Source organism: Roseicella sp. DB1501 (genome assembly GCF_013112485.1).
Lineage (GTDB): Bacteria > Pseudomonadota > Alphaproteobacteria > Acetobacterales > Acetobacteraceae > Paracraurococcus.
In genome coordinates this window covers 146,268-160,658 of sequence record NZ_JABFHG010000008.1, presented here as the reverse complement: position 1 = coordinate 160,658, position 14,391 = coordinate 146,268, and the positions used below count along the sequence as shown (strand labels likewise).

Below are 14,391 nucleotides of genomic sequence, written 5' to 3'. Positions count from 1 at the left end.
GGCGCGGTCCGCGCCGGAGGGAAATGGCCGCTAGGTCGGTCGACCACGGCGCCGGCAGGAGGGGCCGGCCATCCGATGCCGCAGCGACTTCGGGCCGTGGAGGACGTTCCGTTCTCCGTCTGACGCAGCGAGGAGAACGGCCATGGACATTCGGCACGGCGAGGCGGGCCATCCCGCCGGGGTCGGACGCCCGATGCAACTGCCATTGCCCTCGACCTCCACCGAGGCCATCAACGCGCTGGCGCATTTCCACCGCGCCGAGATGGGCCGCATGACAGGCTGGCGAGACCGCATCGACCGGACGACGAACTGGGCGATCACGGTGGTGGCGGGCATGCTCTCGCTGTCGCTCTCGACGCCCGCGGCGCATCATGGCGTGCTGATCTTCGCCATGATCCTGGTCTTCCTGCTGCTGGTCATCGAGGCGCGGCGCTACCGCTTCTTCGACGTGTACCGGACCCGGGTGCGGCAGCTCGAGCGCGGCTATTTCGCGCAAATCTTCGCGCCGAACCCGGCCCAGGACACCGACTGGGTGCGCAGCCTCGGGCAGGACCTGCGCGCGCCATGCTTCCGGATCTCGCTGTCCGCCGCCATGTCCCGCCGGCTCAGGCGGAACTACTTCTGGATGTTCCTGGTGCTCCTGGCGGCCTGGGTGCTGAAGATCTCCTCGGCCCGGCTCCTGATGGACGAGGTCGAGGTGGATCCCTCGAAGCCGGTGCCCGGCGCCGTGCAGAACCTGGCCTTCGGGCCGGTGCCCGGCTGGCTGGTGCTGGTCTGCGTCGCCGTCTTCTATCTCTCCCTGACCTACCTGACCTTCAGGAAGCGACAGAAATCGGGGGAACTCGCCCATGGCAACGTCCATGTCTGATGATGGCGACCGGGCTCAGGCCCGGTCGAGCACCACCACCGGGATCTCGCGCGTCGTCTTCTTCTGGTAGTCGGCATAGGGCGGCCAGAAGCCCAGCGCCTGCTGCCAGAGCGCCTCGCGCTCCGCCCCGGTCGCGGTGCGGGCGCGGACCTGCGCCTTCTCCGTGCCGACCATCACCTCCGCCATCGGATCGGCCAGCAGGTTGCGGTACCAGCCGGGATGCTCCGGCGCGCCGCCCTTCGAGGCGACGACGAACCAGCCCTTGCCGGCGGTGCCGTAGAAGAGCGGGAAGATGTACTTCTCGCCGGACTTGCGGCCGGTCGTCGTCAGCAGCAGCGACGGTACCTTCAACTCGCCATAGCCGGGCGGCGAGACGGTGTAGATATGCCCTTCCCTGCCGCCGCTCGACAGATAGCGTTCGGCATGCTCCTGCATCCATTGCGGCAGGTTGGGGGCGAGCTTCGCTTCGGTCATCCTGGTGTCTCCCTCGCGGCGGCACGAGCCTATCGCAGCCCGCCCGCCATCCCGAAGGCCGAAGCGCCCGGATCGCGCAACCGGCACCGGCGGCAGCCCAAGGGTCTCAGTCCGGGGGCGCTCAGCCCAGCGCTCCGGCCTCCCGCAGCGCCGCGATCTCCGCCGTGCTGAAGCCATAGCCCTGCAGCACCTCGGCGCCATGTGCCCCGAGCAGCGGCGGCGGGGACCGGACCTGGCGCGGCTTGCCGTCGAATTGGATGGGCTGGGCGACCGTCTTCAGCGGCCCGAGCGCCGGGTGCTCGTACTGCATCACCATGCCACGCGCCGCGATCTGCGGATGCGCGGCCAGTTCGGCCAGCGTGTTGATGGCGGCGCAGGGGATGCCGATGCGGCCGCAGAAGGCCACCCAGTGATCGGCACTCTCGGCACGGACGATGTCCTGCACCAGCGCGACCGTCTCGGCGAAATGCGCCACCCGGTCGGCATTGGTGCGGAAGCGCGGATCCTCGGCGAGTTCCGGCCGGCCGATGCCGGCGGCGAAGCGGCGCCAGAGATTGTCGCTGGCGATGCCGATCAGCACCGGCCGGTCGCTCGCCTCGAAGGCTTGGTAAGGGCAAAGGGATTCATGGCCGGAGCCGCTCTTCTCCGGCAGCGCGCCCTTCTCCCAGAAGATTTGCAGCGAGTAGCCGAGCAGCGCCGTCGCCGTCTCGAGCAGCGAGACCTCCAGCCGGCAGCCCTGGCCGGTGCGACCCCGCTCGAGCAGCGCGGCGAGGATGCCGGAAAAGGCCTGCATCCCCGTCGCCTGGTCGATCGGCGAGAAGGGGCTGCGGATCGGCCCGCCCTCGCGCTCGCCGGTCATCGCCATGATGCCGGAGAAGGCCTGCAGGATGACGTCGTAGCCGAGCCCTTGCGCCAACGGCCCGCTGCGGCCGAAGCCGGAGATGCTGCAATGGATCAGCCGCGGATTGGCGGCGCGCAACGCCTCGGCGCCGATGCCGAGCCGCTCGGCGACCCCGGTCGCGTAGCTCTCGATCACCACATCGGCCTCGGCCGCCATGCGGCGCGCCGCCGCCTGGCCCTCCGGCGTCTTCAGGTCGAGCGCCAGGCTGCGCTTGTTGCGGTTGGCGGCGAGGAAGACGGCGCCGGCGCGGCCGCCCGGGCCCTCGCGGAAGGGCGGCCAGCCGCGCGTGTCGTCGCCCGTGCCGGGCGGCTCCACCTTGACCACATCGGCGCCGAGATCGCCAAGCCACTGGCCGCAGAGCGGGCCGGCCAGCACCTTGGAGAAGTCGAGCACCTTCAGCCCGGCGAGCGGCGTCATCTCAGTAGGATTTCGGCTGACCGAGCACGCGCTCGGCGATGAAGGAGAGGACGAGCTGCTCCGAGACCGGGGCGATGCGGGTGATCATCACCTCGCGCAGCAGCCGCTCGACCACGTATTCCTTGGCGTAGCCCATGCCGCCATGCGTCATCACCGCCTGCAGGCAGGCATTGTAGCCGGCACGGCCGCCGAGCAGCTTGGCCGCATTCGCCTCCGCGCCGCAGGGCCGGCCGTTGTCGTAGAGCCAGGCCGCCTTCATCGCCATCAGCTTGGCGGATTCCAGCGCCGTCCAGCATTCCGCAAGCGGGTGCTGGATCGACTGGTTCTGCCCGATCAGCCGGCCGAAGACGCTGCGCTCCCGCGCGTAGCGGGCGGCGCGGTCCAGCGCGTCCTCGCCGATGCCGATGCCCTCCACCCCGACCAGCACGCGCTCCGGGTTCAGGCTGTCGAGCAGGTAGGAGAAGCCGCGCCCTTCCTCGCCGATCCGGTCCACCTCGGGGATGAAGAGGTCGTCGATGAAGACCATGTTCGAATCGACGGCGGCGCGGCCCATCTTCGGGATGCGCTGCACCTCGATCTTGCTGCGGTCGAGATCGGTGTAGAAGAGCGTGATGCCCTCGGTCGGGCGGCGCGCCTCCTCCTTCCGCACGGTGCGCGTCAGCAGCATGATCTTGTTCGCCACCTGCCCGGTGGAGGTCCAGATCTTGCGCCCGTTCACCCGGTAGCCGCCCGGCACCCGCTGCGCGTAGGTGCTGATGCTCGTCGTGTCGAGCCCGGCATTCGGCTCGGTCACGCCGAAGCAGGCCTGGTCCTCGCCGGCGACGAGGCGCGGGATCCAGCGCGCCTGCTGCTCCGGCGTGCCATGCACGACGATGGGGTGCGGGCCGAACATGTTGATGTGCAGCGAGGAGGCGGCCGCCATGCCGCCGCCGCTGCGGGCGACGGTGTGCATCATGATCGCCGCCTCGGTCACGCCGAGGCCGGCGCCGCCCTGCGCGGCCGGCATGGTGATGCCGAGCCAACCACCCTCGGCCATGGCCTTGTGGAATTCGCGCGGGAAGCGCGCCTCGGCCTCGCAATCCCGCCAGTAATCGTCGCCGAAGCGGCGGCAGACGGCGGCGACGCCCTCGCGGATCGCCTCCTGCTCGGGGGAGAGACCGAAATCCATGCTAACCCTTCCTCCGTCCTTGCCCCGACTGTCGTCCTCCCCGCACTCTGAGGGAAGGGCATGGCGGGCCCGAGGCTTGCGCCGAACTATTGCGCATGCTTACGATGCGCATGCTTATAATAAGCTTGGGGAGAGAGGTCGATGCTCGACCGGCCGCGCACGGTCCTCGGCGAGGAGCACGCGATCTTCCGTGACGCGGTGCGCCGCTTCGTCGAGGCGGAGCTGGTGCCGCAGAACGACGCCTGGGAGGCAGCCGGCATCGTCCCGCGCGAGGCCTGGCGGAAGGCTGGCGAGGCCGGGCTGCTCTGCTGCGACGTGCCCGCCGACTGGGGCGGGCCGGGCGGCGATTTCGGCCATTGCGCCGTGGTGACCGAGGAGCTGGCGCGCGCCAACCTCTCCGGCCCCGGCTTCATCGTGCATTCCGACATGGTGGCGACCTACATCGCCCGCTTCGGCACCGAGGCGCAGAAGCGCCGCTGGCTGCCCGGCATGTGCGACGGCAGCCTGATCGGCGCCATCGCCATGACCGAGCCCGATGCCGGCAGCGACGTGAAGGCGATCCGCACCCGCGCCGAGCGCGACGGCGATCACTACGTCATCCGCGGCCAGAAGACCTACATCTCGAACGGCCAGAACGCCGATCTCGTCATCACCGCGACCAAGACCGACCCGACGGCGGGCGCGCATGGCATGAGCCTGATCGTGGTCGAGGCCGGCATGCCCGGCTTCCGCCGCGGCCGCAACCTCGCCAAGATCGGCATGCATGCGGCGGATACCTCCGAGCTGTTCTTCGACGAGGTGCGGGTGCCGGTCGGCAACCGCCTCGGCGAGGAGGGGCAGGGCTTCCCCATGCTGATGACCAACCTGGCGCGCGAGCGCCTGGTGCAGGCGGTGCGCGGCACCGCGGTGGCGGAGGCGGCGATCGGCTGGACCGTTGCCCATACGCGGGAGCGGAAGGCCTTCGGCCGCACCATCGCCGACTTCCAGAACACCCGCTTCGTCCTCGCCGAGCTCGCCGCCAAGACCGCCGCGGCGCGGGCGTTGACCGATGGCTTGATCGCCCGGCAGCTCGAGGGCAGCCTCGACCCGGTCGAGGCGGGCATGGCCAAGCTGTTCTGCACCGACCTGCAATGCGAGGTGATCGACCGCTGCCTGCAGCTCTTCGGCGGCGCCGGCTACATGGCGGAGAGCCCGATCGGCCGCGCCTGGGCGGATGCCCGCGTCAGCCGCATCGCCGGCGGTGCAGCCGAGGTGATGAAGGAGATCATCGGCCGGCGGCTCTTCGCCACGGCTTGATTCCAACGGCCGTTGAGGGTGACTCGTCAACGGCCTCCATTCGGCGTCCCTTTGGCGCCGGGCGCGAATCTCCGGTTTGCTTGGCTTCGCCGCATGAGCGGCGGGCCTCGGACCGGTCCGAGGACCGGTCCGTTGGAAGGGAAGGGGAGGAGGCAGGGCGCATGAGCGAGCGCACGCTGCGCGGCAAGGTGGCGATCGCCGGGATCGGCGAGACCATCTACTACAAGCACGGCCAGTCGCCGGATGCCGAGTTCAAGTTGGCGCTGCAGGCGATCCTCGCCGCCTGCAAGGATGCCGGCATCCATCCGCGCGAGGTGGACGGCTTTGCCTCCTACGGCAATGACCGCTCGGACGGGCCGCGGCTGGCGGCGGCGCTCGGGGTGGATGAGCTGCGCTTCTCCAACATGCATTGGGGCGGCGGTGGCGGCGGCGTGGCGGCGGCCATCGCCAATGCCGGGGCGGCGGTGCAGTCGGGCATGGCGAATTGCGTCATCGCCTTCCGCTCCCTCGCCCAGGGGCAGTTCGCCCGCTACGGCCGTGGCGCCCAGGCGGCGGCGGCGGCGGGCGACGATGCCTTCCTCGCCCCTTATGGGCTGATGTCGCCGGCGCAGCGCTTCGCCATGAAGATCACCCGCTTCATGACAGAGAACGGCATCCGGCACGAGGCGCTGCGGGCTATCGCCATGGCCTCCTACCACCATGCGCAGAGCAACCCGAATGCGGTGATGCGCGGTCGGCCGCTCTCGGAAGAGAAATACGACGCCTCGCGCTGGATCATCGAGCCCTTCCACCGGCTCTTCGACTGCTGCCAGGAGAATGACGGCGCGGCGGCGGTGCTGGTGGTGCCGGCGGAGCGCGCGAAGGACCTGCCGCAGAAGCCGGTCTATCTGCTCGGCGCCGCCCAGGGCGGGCATCACCGCAGCGCCGCGCCGGTGCACAACGCGCCCGACTACGCCTCGGCGCATTTCAAGACCGTGGCGCGCAACATGTGGGAGATGGCGAAGCTCGGCCCGAAGGACTGCGACGTGGTGCAGGCCTATGAGAACTTCACCGGCGGCGTGCTGCTGAGCCTGGTGGAGCACGGCTTCGTCGATCCGCGGACGGCGAATGAGGAGCTGGTGCTGGACCGCCTGCTGGCGCCGGGTGGCAAGGGGAAGATGCCGATGAACACCTCGGGCGGCAACCTCGCCGAATGCTACATGCACGGGCTCGAGATGGTGAACGAGGCGGTGCGGCAGCTCCGCGGCACCGCGATCAACCAGGTGCCGGACAGCAACGTGGTTGCCGTGCTCGGCGGGCCGATGGTCACGCCGGTCAGCAGCCTGGTGGTCGGGACGGAGGCCAGCCTGTGAGCAGCACGACCAAGACGCGCGCCCTGCCGGATGGGCTGCCGGCGCCGGCGCAGGAGCCGATCGCCAAGCCCTATTGGGAGGGCACGCGCGCCGGCAAGCTGGTGATCCAGAAATGCCAGGGCTGCGGCAAGCACCAATGGGGGCCGGAATGGGTCTGCCATCGCTGCCATTCCTTCGACCTTGCCTGGGAGGAGGTGGCGCCGCGCGGCCGCATCTGGTCCTGGCAGCGGCCGCACCATCCGGTCCATCCGGCGTTGAACGGCTTCGGCCCCTACACCATCGTGCTGGTCGAGCTGCCGGAGGCGGATGGCGTGCGCATGGTCGGCAACCTGCTCTGCCCGCCCGATGCCAAGGTGGAGATCGGCGCCGCGGTGGAGGCGGTGTTCGAGCCGCATGACCAGGCCGATCCGCCCTACACGCTGGTGCAGTGGCGCCTCAAGGTCTGACGCAGAACGGGAGGGCCGCATGGCCGGCTTGTGGTTCGAGGAATTCGAGATCGGCCAGATCTTCCGCCACGGCATCCGGCGGACGATCACCGAGGCCGACAATGTCTGGTTCTCCGCGCTGACGCACAATCCGGCGGCGCTGCATCTCGATGAGGAATATTGCCGGACCGAGACCGAGTTCGGCACCCGCATCGTCAACAGCGCCTTCACCCTCGGGCTGATGGTCGGCATCTCGGTGGGCGACACCACGCTCGGCACCACCGTCGCCAATCTCGGCTGGGACGAGGTGCGCTTCCCGAAGCCGCTCTTCCATGGCGACACGCTGCGCGTCGAATCCGAGGTCATCGCCAAGCGCCCGAGCAAGTCGCGGCCCGGCCAGGGCATCGTGGAGTTCATCCATCGTGCCTTCAACCAGAAGGGCGAGCTGGTGGCGCATTGCCGCCGCTCCGCCCTGATGAAGGGCCGGCCGGCGGGCGACGCGGCATGAGCGCGCCGCCGCGCTCCTGGCTCTTCGTCCCCGGCGACAGCGAGCGCAAGCTGGCCAAAGGGGGCGAGAGCGGCGCTGATGCGCTGATCCTCGATCTCGAGGACGCCGTCGCCGCCGACCGCCGCCCCGTCGCGCGCGGCATGATCGCCGACTACCTCGCCGCGCATGTTGGCGCGGCGCGGCGGCCGCGCCTCTGGGTGCGCATCAACCCGCTCGATGGCGAGGGGCTCGCCGATGCCGCGGCGGTGGTGCGCGCCGCGCCGGACGGGCTGGTGGTGCCGAAGGTGGCCGGGCCGGCCGAGCTGCTGCGCCTCTCCCACTGGCTCGACGCGCTGGAGGCGCGGGACGGGCTGCCGCCGGGCGGCATCCGCCTGCTCGCCGTCGCCACGGAGACGGCGGCCGCGGTGCTCGGCCTCGGCGACTATGCGCGCGAAACCGTGCCGCGGCTGCATGGGCTGACCTGGGGCGCCGAGGATCTCTCGGCGGCGCTCGGCGCCAGCAGCAACCGCGATGCCGAGGGGCCGCTCTCGCTCACCTACCGCATGGCGCGCTCGGCCTGCCTGCTCGCCGCGGTCGCCGCCGAGGCGCAGCCGATCGATTCTCTGGAGCCGGATTTCCGCGACGAGTCCGGGCTGCGCGCTGCCTGCGCCGCGGCGCGGCGGGAGGGCTTCACCGGCAAGATCGCCATCCATCCGGCGCAGGTCGGGCCGATCAACGAGGGCTTCCGGCCGACGGAGGCGGAGGTCGCCTTCGCCCGCCGCGTCGTCGCCGCCTTCGCTGCCAGCCCAGGCATCGGCACAGTGGGAATGGATGGCAAGATGCTGGACCGGCCGCATCTGCGCCAGGCCGAGCGGGTGCTCGCCGCGGCGGGATTGGACCGTTAGGAGCCGCTTCCCGCACGCCGCCACATCCCGCCGGGCTCAAGATGCCTGCCTCGCCTGTCGCCTCCCGTTGCCCCGCCGTGGCTTTGCCGCGGCAGGCTGTGACGCCTCTCCGGCCATGAGGGATTCACGGGGCCCCGCGAAGACGCGCAGCGGCTTCGCAGGGATTTCAGACGGGCGCGTCGCCGCAGATGGTGACGCGATGCATGATGCGCGTCTCGGCCGGATAGTCGTTGATCGCGAAATGCATGGTGCAGCGATTGTCCCAGAAGGCGAGGGAACCGCTGCGCCAGCGGAAGCGGCAGGTGAATTCCGGCCGCGTCGAATGCTGCATCAGGAAATCGATCAGCGGCTTGCTTTCCGCCTCGGTCATGTCCTCGAAGCGGTGCAGATGGCCGCCGACATAAAGCACGCGCCGGCCGGTCTCGGGATGCGTGCGGATCAGCGGATGGGTGGAGACGGTCTGGGTGTTGCCCGGGTCGATCACCTTCATCGACAGCTTGTCGGCATAGTATTCGCGCCGCGTCTTGCCGTCATGGCTGCCGAAATTGTCGCCGCGGTAGACGCCCTTCAGCCTGTCCAGCATCTGCCGCATGCCGGGCGAGAGCGCCTCATAGGCGAGGTACTGGTTGGTCCAGAGCGTGTCGCCGCCGGCCGAGGGGATCTCGACCCCATAGAGGATGGTGCCCATGGCCGGCTTCGCGGTGAAGGCCTGGTCGGAATGCCATGAGCCGCCGAAATTCTTCTTGTCCGCCGGCGTCTTCACGATCTCCAGCACCTCGGGGTAGTCGTCCATCCCGGCCATGTAGGGGTGCAGGTGGATCTCGCCCCAGCGGTGGGCGAAGGCGAGCTGCGTCTCCGGCGTCAGGCGCTGGTCGCGGAAGAAGATCACCAGGTTGTCGAGCAGGGCCCGGCGCAGCTCGGCCTGCACCTCGGCCGGGATGTCGCCGGCCAGATCGACGCCCGAGACCTCGGCGCCGAGGGCGCCGGCGATCGGGCTGACCTCGATATGGCGGTATTCGCTGTTGCTCAGCCCGTCCATGGTCGTTCCTTCCCGCTGCATCGGCCGTGATCCTGTCCCGGCCTGTTTCCCGATTCCTGCGCCCCTCCGCAGCCGCATGCAATGGCGCCGGCGCTCCCCGGCCTTCTTTCCCCTGGGGCCATCGCGCTCCAGAGCACTTGCCGCTCACCTGCGTTCGCGGCAAATGCTCTAGCCTTTTGTTTTCGGAGGATCTTCGCCCGATCGGGTGGTTCTACCTGATCGGGATCTGCTCTAGCCTCACCGCGTCGCCCGGCCGCCCTGCGGTGCGGCGCGGCCTTCGGGAGGGGACGGGCCGAAAGGGCCAGGGCCGGATCGCCGGCGACGGCCGCGCCACGGCGCGGGCGCCCCGATCCCTCCGCGATGACCCGCACGCCAACCCCAGAGCGAGGTTCCATGGCCTTCACCAGCATCGGCGTCTTCAGCAACGGCGCCGTCACCACGGTCGAGATCCAGCGCCCGCCGAATAATTTCTTCGACATCACGCTGATCGAGGAGATCGCCACCGCCTTCGAGGCGGCGGATGCCGATCCCGGCGTGCGCGCCCTGCTGCTGGTGGCCCAGGGCAAGGCCTTCTGCGCCGGCGCCGACTTCTCCCGCCGCGATGTCGGCGACCAGCGGCCGGGGCGGCATCTCTACAAGGAGGCGCTGCGCCTGTTCCGCACCCGCAAGCCGATCATCGCCGCGGTGCAGGGGCCGGCGATCGGCGGCGGGCTCGGCCTCGCCTGCATGGCGGATTTCCGCATCACCTGCCCCGAGGGGCGGTTCAGCGCCAATTTCACCCGCCTCGGCTTCCATCCCGGCTTCGGCCTGACGGCGACGCTGCCGCGGCTGGTCGGGCAGCAGCAGGCGGCGCTGCTCTTCTATACGGGGCGGCGGATCAACGGCGAGGAGGCGGTGCGCCTCGGCCTCGCCGACCAGCTCGTGCCTCAGGCCGAGCTGCGGCAGGCAGCGGCGGCGCTGGCCACCGAGATCGCGCAATCCTCGCCGCTCGGCGTGCTGGCGACGCGCGAGACGCTGCGCCGCGGCTTCGCCGATGCGGTCGAGCAGGCGACGGAGCGTGAGCTGGTCGAGCAGGACTGGCTGCGCAAGACGGCGGATTTCCAGGAGGGCATCCGCGCCACGGCGGAACGTCGCCTGCCGGACTTCCAGGGCCGCTGAGGGAGACAGCCATGAGCAAGCTCGATTTCGACGAGAACGCCTTCTTCCAGGCCGGCAAGGAGGTTTGGTTCGAGATGCGCGGCCCCGCGGTCGCGCAGAAGGCGATGGACGAGGCCGCCCAGCACGAGATGACGCGCGACCTGCGGCAATTCCTCTTCGAGCACTGCTTCGGCGCGGTGTGGAACCGGCCGGGGCTGGAGCGGGTGACGCGCAGCACCATCACCATCTCGGTCCTGACGGCGCTCGGCCGGACCGAGGAGCTGAAGTCGCATATCCGCATGGGGCTGAACAATGGCCTGACGCGGGAGGAGCTGAAGGAGATCTTCCTGCATGTCGGCGTCTATGCCGGCGTGCCGACCGCGGTCGCGGCGGTGCGGGCGGCGATGGAGGTCTTTGCCGAGCTCGATAAGCCGAAGGGCTGAACCCCGGCGCGGGCGGCGCCTCCGTCCGATCCCGGCACTCGGGTATTCCAGCCTGGGCCGATCACCCGTAGCATGGGGCATCGGCCTGGGACCGGCAGGCCATGACGGGAAGGGAATTGGAACGCATGACGGGAGCCGAGGGCGACACGGAATTCCGCCCGCACAGCGCGCACTGGGGCGTCTTCTCCGCCGCCTGGAAGCAGGGCGCGCTGGTGGTCCGGCCGCATCCGGATGATCCCGACCCGAACCGGATCCTGCAGAACTTTCCCGAGGCCCTGCGGCACGAGGCGCGCATCGCCCGGCCCATGGTGCGTCGCGGCTGGCTGGAGCGCGGCCCGGGCGCCGATCCGCGGCGTGGCCGGGACGAGTACGTGCCCGTCTCCTGGGACCGCGCCCTCGACCTGGTGACGGCGGAGCTGCGGCGGGTGCCGATGGAGCGCATCTTCGGCGGCTCCTATGGCTGGTCCTCGGCCGGCCGCTTCCACCATGCGCAGAGCCAGGTGCACCGCTTCCTGAACACGGCGGTCGGCGGCTATGTCCGCAGCGTCAACAGCTACTCGGCCGGCGCCTCCAACGTCATCCTGCCGCATGTGCTCGGCCCGATGGAGGAGATCAGCCGGCGCAACGTCTCCTGGGAGCAGGTGGCGGAGCATTCCGAGCTGGTGCTGGCCTTCGGCGGCATGGCGCTGAAGAACAGCATGGTCGCGGGCGGGGGCATCAGCCGCCATATCGAGCGCGGCTCCATGGCGGCGGCCGCGGCGCGCGGCTGCGAGTTCGTCCTGATCGGGCCGCTGCGCGACGACATGCCCGAGGAGGCGAAGGCGGAATGGCTGCCGCTGGTGCCGAACACCGATACGGCGCTGATGCTGGCGCTGATGCACGGCCTGGCGAGCGCCGGGCTGCACGACCGCGCCTTCCTCGACCGCTACACCACCGGCTGGCCGGTGCTGGAGGATTACCTGTTCGGCCGCGGGGACGACCAGCCGAAGGATGCCGCCTGGGCGGCGCCGATCACCGGCATCCCGGCCGAGCGGATCACGGCGCTGGCGCATCGCCTCGCGGGCAAGCGGGTGCTGGTCACCGTCGCGCATTCGCTGCAGCGCGCCGAGCATGGCGAGCAGCCGGTCTGGGCCGGCGTCGCGCTCGCGGCGATGCTGGGGCAGACCGGCCTGCCCGGCGGCGGCTACACCTATGCGCTCGGCGCCCTCGGCCATACCGGGCGCCGCACCAACCTGGTCTCGACCGCGGCGCTGCCGCAGGGGCGCAACCGGGTCGGCGCCTTCATCCCGGTTGCCCGCATCGCCGACATGCTGCTGCATCCGGGCGAGAGCTACAACTATAACGGCCAGCGCCTGACCTATCCCGATATCGGCCTGGTCTACTGGGCCGGCGGCAATCCCTTCCACCACCACCAGGATCTCAACCGGCTGCGCGAGGCCTTCCGGCGCGTCGAGACGCTGGTGGTGCATGAGCTCGCCTGGACCGCGACGGCGCGGCATGCGGATATCGTCTTGCCGGCGACGATGACGCTGGAGCGCGAGGATATCGGCAGCAGCCAGACCGACCCGCTGATGGTCGCCATGAAGCAGCTCGCCGAGCCCTTCGCCGAGGCGCGCGACGACTACGCCATCTTCACCGAGCTTGCCCGCCGGCTCGGCCGCGAGGAGGCTTTCACCGAGGGCCGCAGCGCCCGCGACTGGCTGCGCCATCTCTATGACCGCACCGCGCAGGATCTGCGCGACAAGGGCTTCCCGGCGCCGGACTTCGAGGAATTCTGGCGGCAGGGCTCGCTGCCCCTGCCGGAGGGTCCGGATACCGGCGGCATGCTGCGCGCCTTCCACGAGGATCCGGAGGGCGCGCCCCTGCCGACGCCGAGCGGGCGGATCGAGCTGCACTCCAGCACCATCGCCGGCTTCGGCTATGCCGATTGCCCGGGCCATCCCGCCTGGCTGCCGCCGCAGGACGTGCCGGGCCCCGAGGCAACGCTCCGCCTCGTCGCCAACCAGCCGGCGACGCGGCTGCACAGCCAGCTCGATTTCGGCGGCCACAGCCAGGAGCGCAAGCATCGCGGGCGGGAGGTGATGCGCATCCACCCGACGGACGCCGCGGCGCGCGGCATCCGCCAGGACGACATCGTGCGGCTGTTCAATGCCCGCGGCGCCTGCCTCGCCGCGGCGGAGCTGAGCGAGGCGGTGATGCCGGGCGTCGTCAACCTGCCGACCGGCGCCTGGTACGACCCGGAAGACCCGGCGGAGGACCGGCCTCTCTGCGTCCATGGCAACCCGAACGTGCTGACGCGCGATGTCGGCACCTCGCGCCTCGCCCAGGGCTGCACCGGCCAGCTCACCGCCGTGGAGGTGGAGCGCTTCACCGGCAACCTGCCGCCGATCCGCGCCTATGCGCCGCCGGAGGCGCTGCCGGTCGCGGCGGAGTAATCTCCCCACAGAACCGCTTTGCGGCTTTGCGGGGGGCCCATAAGGTCCGTCGCGCCCAAGATCCGTCACAGCCTGCCACGGCGAAGCCGCGGCAGGGCAACGGGCAGCGACGGTTCCGACAGACGTCTTCAGCCTTTGACCGCGCTCTTGCCCCGCGCGCCGATCAGGGGGCGGGGCTGCGGCGGCGGAAATCCGCCGCCATCTCCTCGAGCGTGACGAAGCGCACGCCGGGATGCCTCAGCATGTGCGCGATCAGCCGCTCGAGCATCAGCTGCACCTGCGGCCGGCCCGAGACGTCCGGGTGGATGGTCATCGGCACCACGGCATAGTCGTATTCACGGTAGATAAAGTCGAAATGGTCGCGCCAGATCTGCTCGAGCTGATGCGGCGAGACATAGCCGTGGCTGTTCGGGAATTTTTTGATGAACATCATCGGCGGCAGGTCGTCGAGATACCAGGAGGCCGGGATCTCGACGAGGCCGGTGGGCCGGCCCTTGGTGAAGGGCTTCATCCAGCGCTCGGCCGGCTGCGCATAGTCGATCGGCACCCAGGCATCGCCGGTGCGGACGTAATAGGGTTCGCAGTCGTGGTGCATCAGGCTGTGGTCATAGGCGATGCCGCGCTCGACCAGGATCTCGATCGAGGTCGCGCTCACCTCCCACCAGGGCGCCACATAGCCGACCGGTTTGCGGCCCCAATGCCGCTCGATCAGTTCGATGCACTTGTCGAAGATCGCCTCCTCCTGCGCGCGGGAGAGGGCGAGCGGGTTCTCGTGGCTGTAGCCGTGCAGCCCGATCTCATGCCCGGCCTTGGCCACCATCTCGGTCTCCTTCGGGAAGGATTCGATGGTATGGCCGGGAATGAACCAGGATTGCTTCAGCCCGAAGCGCTCGAAGAGCCGCAGGATGCGCGGCATGCCGACCTCGGCGGCGAAGACGCCGCGGCTGATGTCGCCCGGGCTGTCCTCGCCCATATAGCTGCCGAGCCAGCCGGCCACGGCGTCGCAATGGATGCTGAAGGCGCAGAGGATCTCCTTTGGCATCG

General features: G+C 70.1%; 14 protein-coding genes. 9 read left to right on the top strand and 5 right to left on the bottom strand.

Going from position 1 to position 14,391, the window contains the following annotated elements; all coding sequences use genetic code 11:
* The first annotated feature begins 142 nt into the window (after positions 1-142).
* Complete coding sequence (locus tag HJG45_RS17145; RefSeq protein WP_171613327.1) at positions 143-868, top strand: DUF2270 domain-containing protein; 726 nt, start codon at positions 143-145, stop codon at positions 866-868.
* A 15-nt stretch (positions 869-883) separates the two neighbouring features.
* Here the strand turns inward: HJG45_RS17145 and HJG45_RS17140 are convergent, their stop codons facing one another.
* The 3 genes from HJG45_RS17140 to HJG45_RS17130 form a co-directional block, all read right to left on the bottom strand.
* Complete coding sequence (locus tag HJG45_RS17140) at positions 884-1,342, bottom strand: nitroreductase family deazaflavin-dependent oxidoreductase (protein ID WP_171613326.1); 459 nt, start codon at positions 1,340-1,342, stop codon at positions 884-886.
* Between the two features lie 121 nt (positions 1,343-1,463).
* The gene (locus HJG45_RS17135; RefSeq protein WP_171613325.1) at positions 1,464-2,660 is read right to left on the bottom strand and encodes a CaiB/BaiF CoA-transferase family protein; all 1,197 of its coding nucleotides are present in this window, start codon (positions 2,658-2,660) and stop codon (positions 1,464-1,466) included.
* Between the two features lies 1 nt (position 2,661).
* Positions 2,662-3,828, bottom strand: coding sequence for an acyl-CoA dehydrogenase family protein (locus HJG45_RS17130; RefSeq protein WP_171613324.1), 1,167 nt, complete (start codon positions 3,826-3,828; stop codon positions 2,662-2,664).
* A gap of 141 nt (positions 3,829-3,969) precedes the next feature.
* Between HJG45_RS17130 and HJG45_RS17125 the strand changes: the two genes are divergently transcribed.
* The 5 genes from HJG45_RS17125 (at position 3,970) to HJG45_RS17105 (ending at position 8,293) form a co-directional block, all read left to right on the top strand.
* The gene (locus HJG45_RS17125) at positions 3,970-5,124 is read left to right on the top strand and encodes an acyl-CoA dehydrogenase family protein (RefSeq protein ID WP_171613323.1); all 1,155 of its coding nucleotides are present in this window, start codon (positions 3,970-3,972) and stop codon (positions 5,122-5,124) included.
* Between the two features lie 161 nt (positions 5,125-5,285).
* Complete coding sequence (locus HJG45_RS17120; RefSeq protein WP_171613322.1) at positions 5,286-6,476, top strand: thiolase C-terminal domain-containing protein; 1,191 nt, start codon at positions 5,286-5,288, stop codon at positions 6,474-6,476.
* Positions 6,473-6,922, top strand: coding sequence for an OB-fold domain-containing protein (locus tag HJG45_RS17115; RefSeq protein ID WP_171613321.1), 450 nt, complete (start codon positions 6,473-6,475; stop codon positions 6,920-6,922). The genes HJG45_RS17120 and HJG45_RS17115 overlap by 4 nt, the downstream gene beginning before the upstream one ends.
* 19 nt (positions 6,923-6,941) lie before the next feature.
* Positions 6,942-7,409, top strand: a complete 468-nt coding sequence (locus HJG45_RS17110; protein WP_171613320.1) for a MaoC family dehydratase — start codon at positions 6,942-6,944, stop codon at positions 7,407-7,409.
* Positions 7,406-8,293 carry a CoA ester lyase gene (locus HJG45_RS17105; protein WP_171613319.1) on the top strand — a complete coding sequence of 296 codons (888 nt, stop codon included), beginning with the start codon at positions 7,406-7,408 and terminating at the stop codon, positions 8,291-8,293. Before HJG45_RS17110 ends, HJG45_RS17105 begins: the two co-directional genes overlap by 4 nt.
* 166 nt (positions 8,294-8,459) lie before the next feature.
* On the opposite strand, the gene HJG45_RS17100 is transcribed toward HJG45_RS17105, so the two are convergent.
* Entirely contained in the window at positions 8,460-9,353 is an 894-nt protein-coding gene (locus HJG45_RS17100; RefSeq protein ID WP_217362955.1) for a TauD/TfdA family dioxygenase, read from the bottom strand.
* Positions 9,354-9,725: 372 nt separating this feature from the next.
* On the opposite strand from HJG45_RS17100, the gene HJG45_RS17095 reads away from it, so the two are divergent.
* The 3 genes from HJG45_RS17095 to HJG45_RS17085 all read left to right on the top strand — a co-directional run bounded on the left by HJG45_RS17095 (position 9,726) and on the right by HJG45_RS17085 (position 13,347).
* Positions 9,726-10,490, top strand: coding sequence for an enoyl-CoA hydratase/isomerase family protein (locus HJG45_RS17095; RefSeq protein WP_171613318.1), 765 nt, complete (start codon positions 9,726-9,728; stop codon positions 10,488-10,490).
* 11 nt (positions 10,491-10,501) lie between these two features.
* The gene (locus HJG45_RS17090; RefSeq protein ID WP_171613317.1) at positions 10,502-10,912 is read left to right on the top strand and encodes a carboxymuconolactone decarboxylase family protein; all 411 of its coding nucleotides are present in this window, start codon (positions 10,502-10,504) and stop codon (positions 10,910-10,912) included.
* 125 nt (positions 10,913-11,037) lie between these two features.
* Positions 11,038-13,347: a molybdopterin guanine dinucleotide-containing S/N-oxide reductase gene (locus tag HJG45_RS17085; RefSeq protein ID WP_217362954.1), complete on the top strand. Its 2,310-nt coding sequence runs from the start codon at positions 11,038-11,040 to the stop codon at positions 13,345-13,347.
* Between the two features lie 163 nt (positions 13,348-13,510).
* Here the strand turns inward: HJG45_RS17085 and HJG45_RS17080 are convergent, their stop codons facing one another.
* Complete coding sequence (locus HJG45_RS17080) at positions 13,511-14,389, bottom strand: polysaccharide deacetylase (protein ID WP_171613315.1); 879 nt, start codon at positions 14,387-14,389, stop codon at positions 13,511-13,513.
* Positions 14,390-14,391 lie beyond the last annotated feature (2 nt).

Bases quoted from the DNA above. Each gene is read 5' to 3' on its own strand.
- HJG45_RS17100 (WP_217362955.1), bottom strand. From the start codon at position 9,353: ATGCAGCGGGAAGGAACGACCATGGACGGGCTGAGCAACAGCGAATAC.
- HJG45_RS17140 (WP_171613326.1), bottom strand. From the start codon at position 1,342: ATGACCGAAGCGAAGCTCGCCCCCAACCTGCCGCAATGGATGCAGGAG.
- HJG45_RS17125 (WP_171613323.1), top strand. From the start codon at position 3,970: ATGCTCGACCGGCCGCGCACGGTCCTCGGCGAGGAGCACGCGATCTTC.
- HJG45_RS17130 (WP_171613324.1), bottom strand. From the start codon at position 3,828: ATGGATTTCGGTCTCTCCCCCGAGCAGGAGGCGATCCGCGAGGGCGTC.
- HJG45_RS17110 (WP_171613320.1), top strand. From the start codon at position 6,942: ATGGCCGGCTTGTGGTTCGAGGAATTCGAGATCGGCCAGATCTTCCGC.
- HJG45_RS17085 (WP_217362954.1), top strand. From the start codon at position 11,038: ATGACGGGAGCCGAGGGCGACACGGAATTCCGCCCGCACAGCGCGCAC.
- HJG45_RS17105 (WP_171613319.1), top strand. From the start codon at position 7,406: ATGAGCGCGCCGCCGCGCTCCTGGCTCTTCGTCCCCGGCGACAGCGAG.
- HJG45_RS17090 (WP_171613317.1), top strand. From the start codon at position 10,502: ATGAGCAAGCTCGATTTCGACGAGAACGCCTTCTTCCAGGCCGGCAAG.
- HJG45_RS17145 (WP_171613327.1), top strand. From the start codon at position 143: ATGGACATTCGGCACGGCGAGGCGGGCCATCCCGCCGGGGTCGGACGC.
- HJG45_RS17095 (WP_171613318.1), top strand. From the start codon at position 9,726: ATGGCCTTCACCAGCATCGGCGTCTTCAGCAACGGCGCCGTCACCACG.
- HJG45_RS17080 (WP_171613315.1), bottom strand. From the start codon at position 14,389: ATGCCAAAGGAGATCCTCTGCGCCTTCAGCATCCATTGCGACGCCGTG.
- HJG45_RS17120 (WP_171613322.1), top strand. From the start codon at position 5,286: ATGAGCGAGCGCACGCTGCGCGGCAAGGTGGCGATCGCCGGGATCGGC.
- HJG45_RS17135 (WP_171613325.1), bottom strand. From the start codon at position 2,660: ATGACGCCGCTCGCCGGGCTGAAGGTGCTCGACTTCTCCAAGGTGCTG.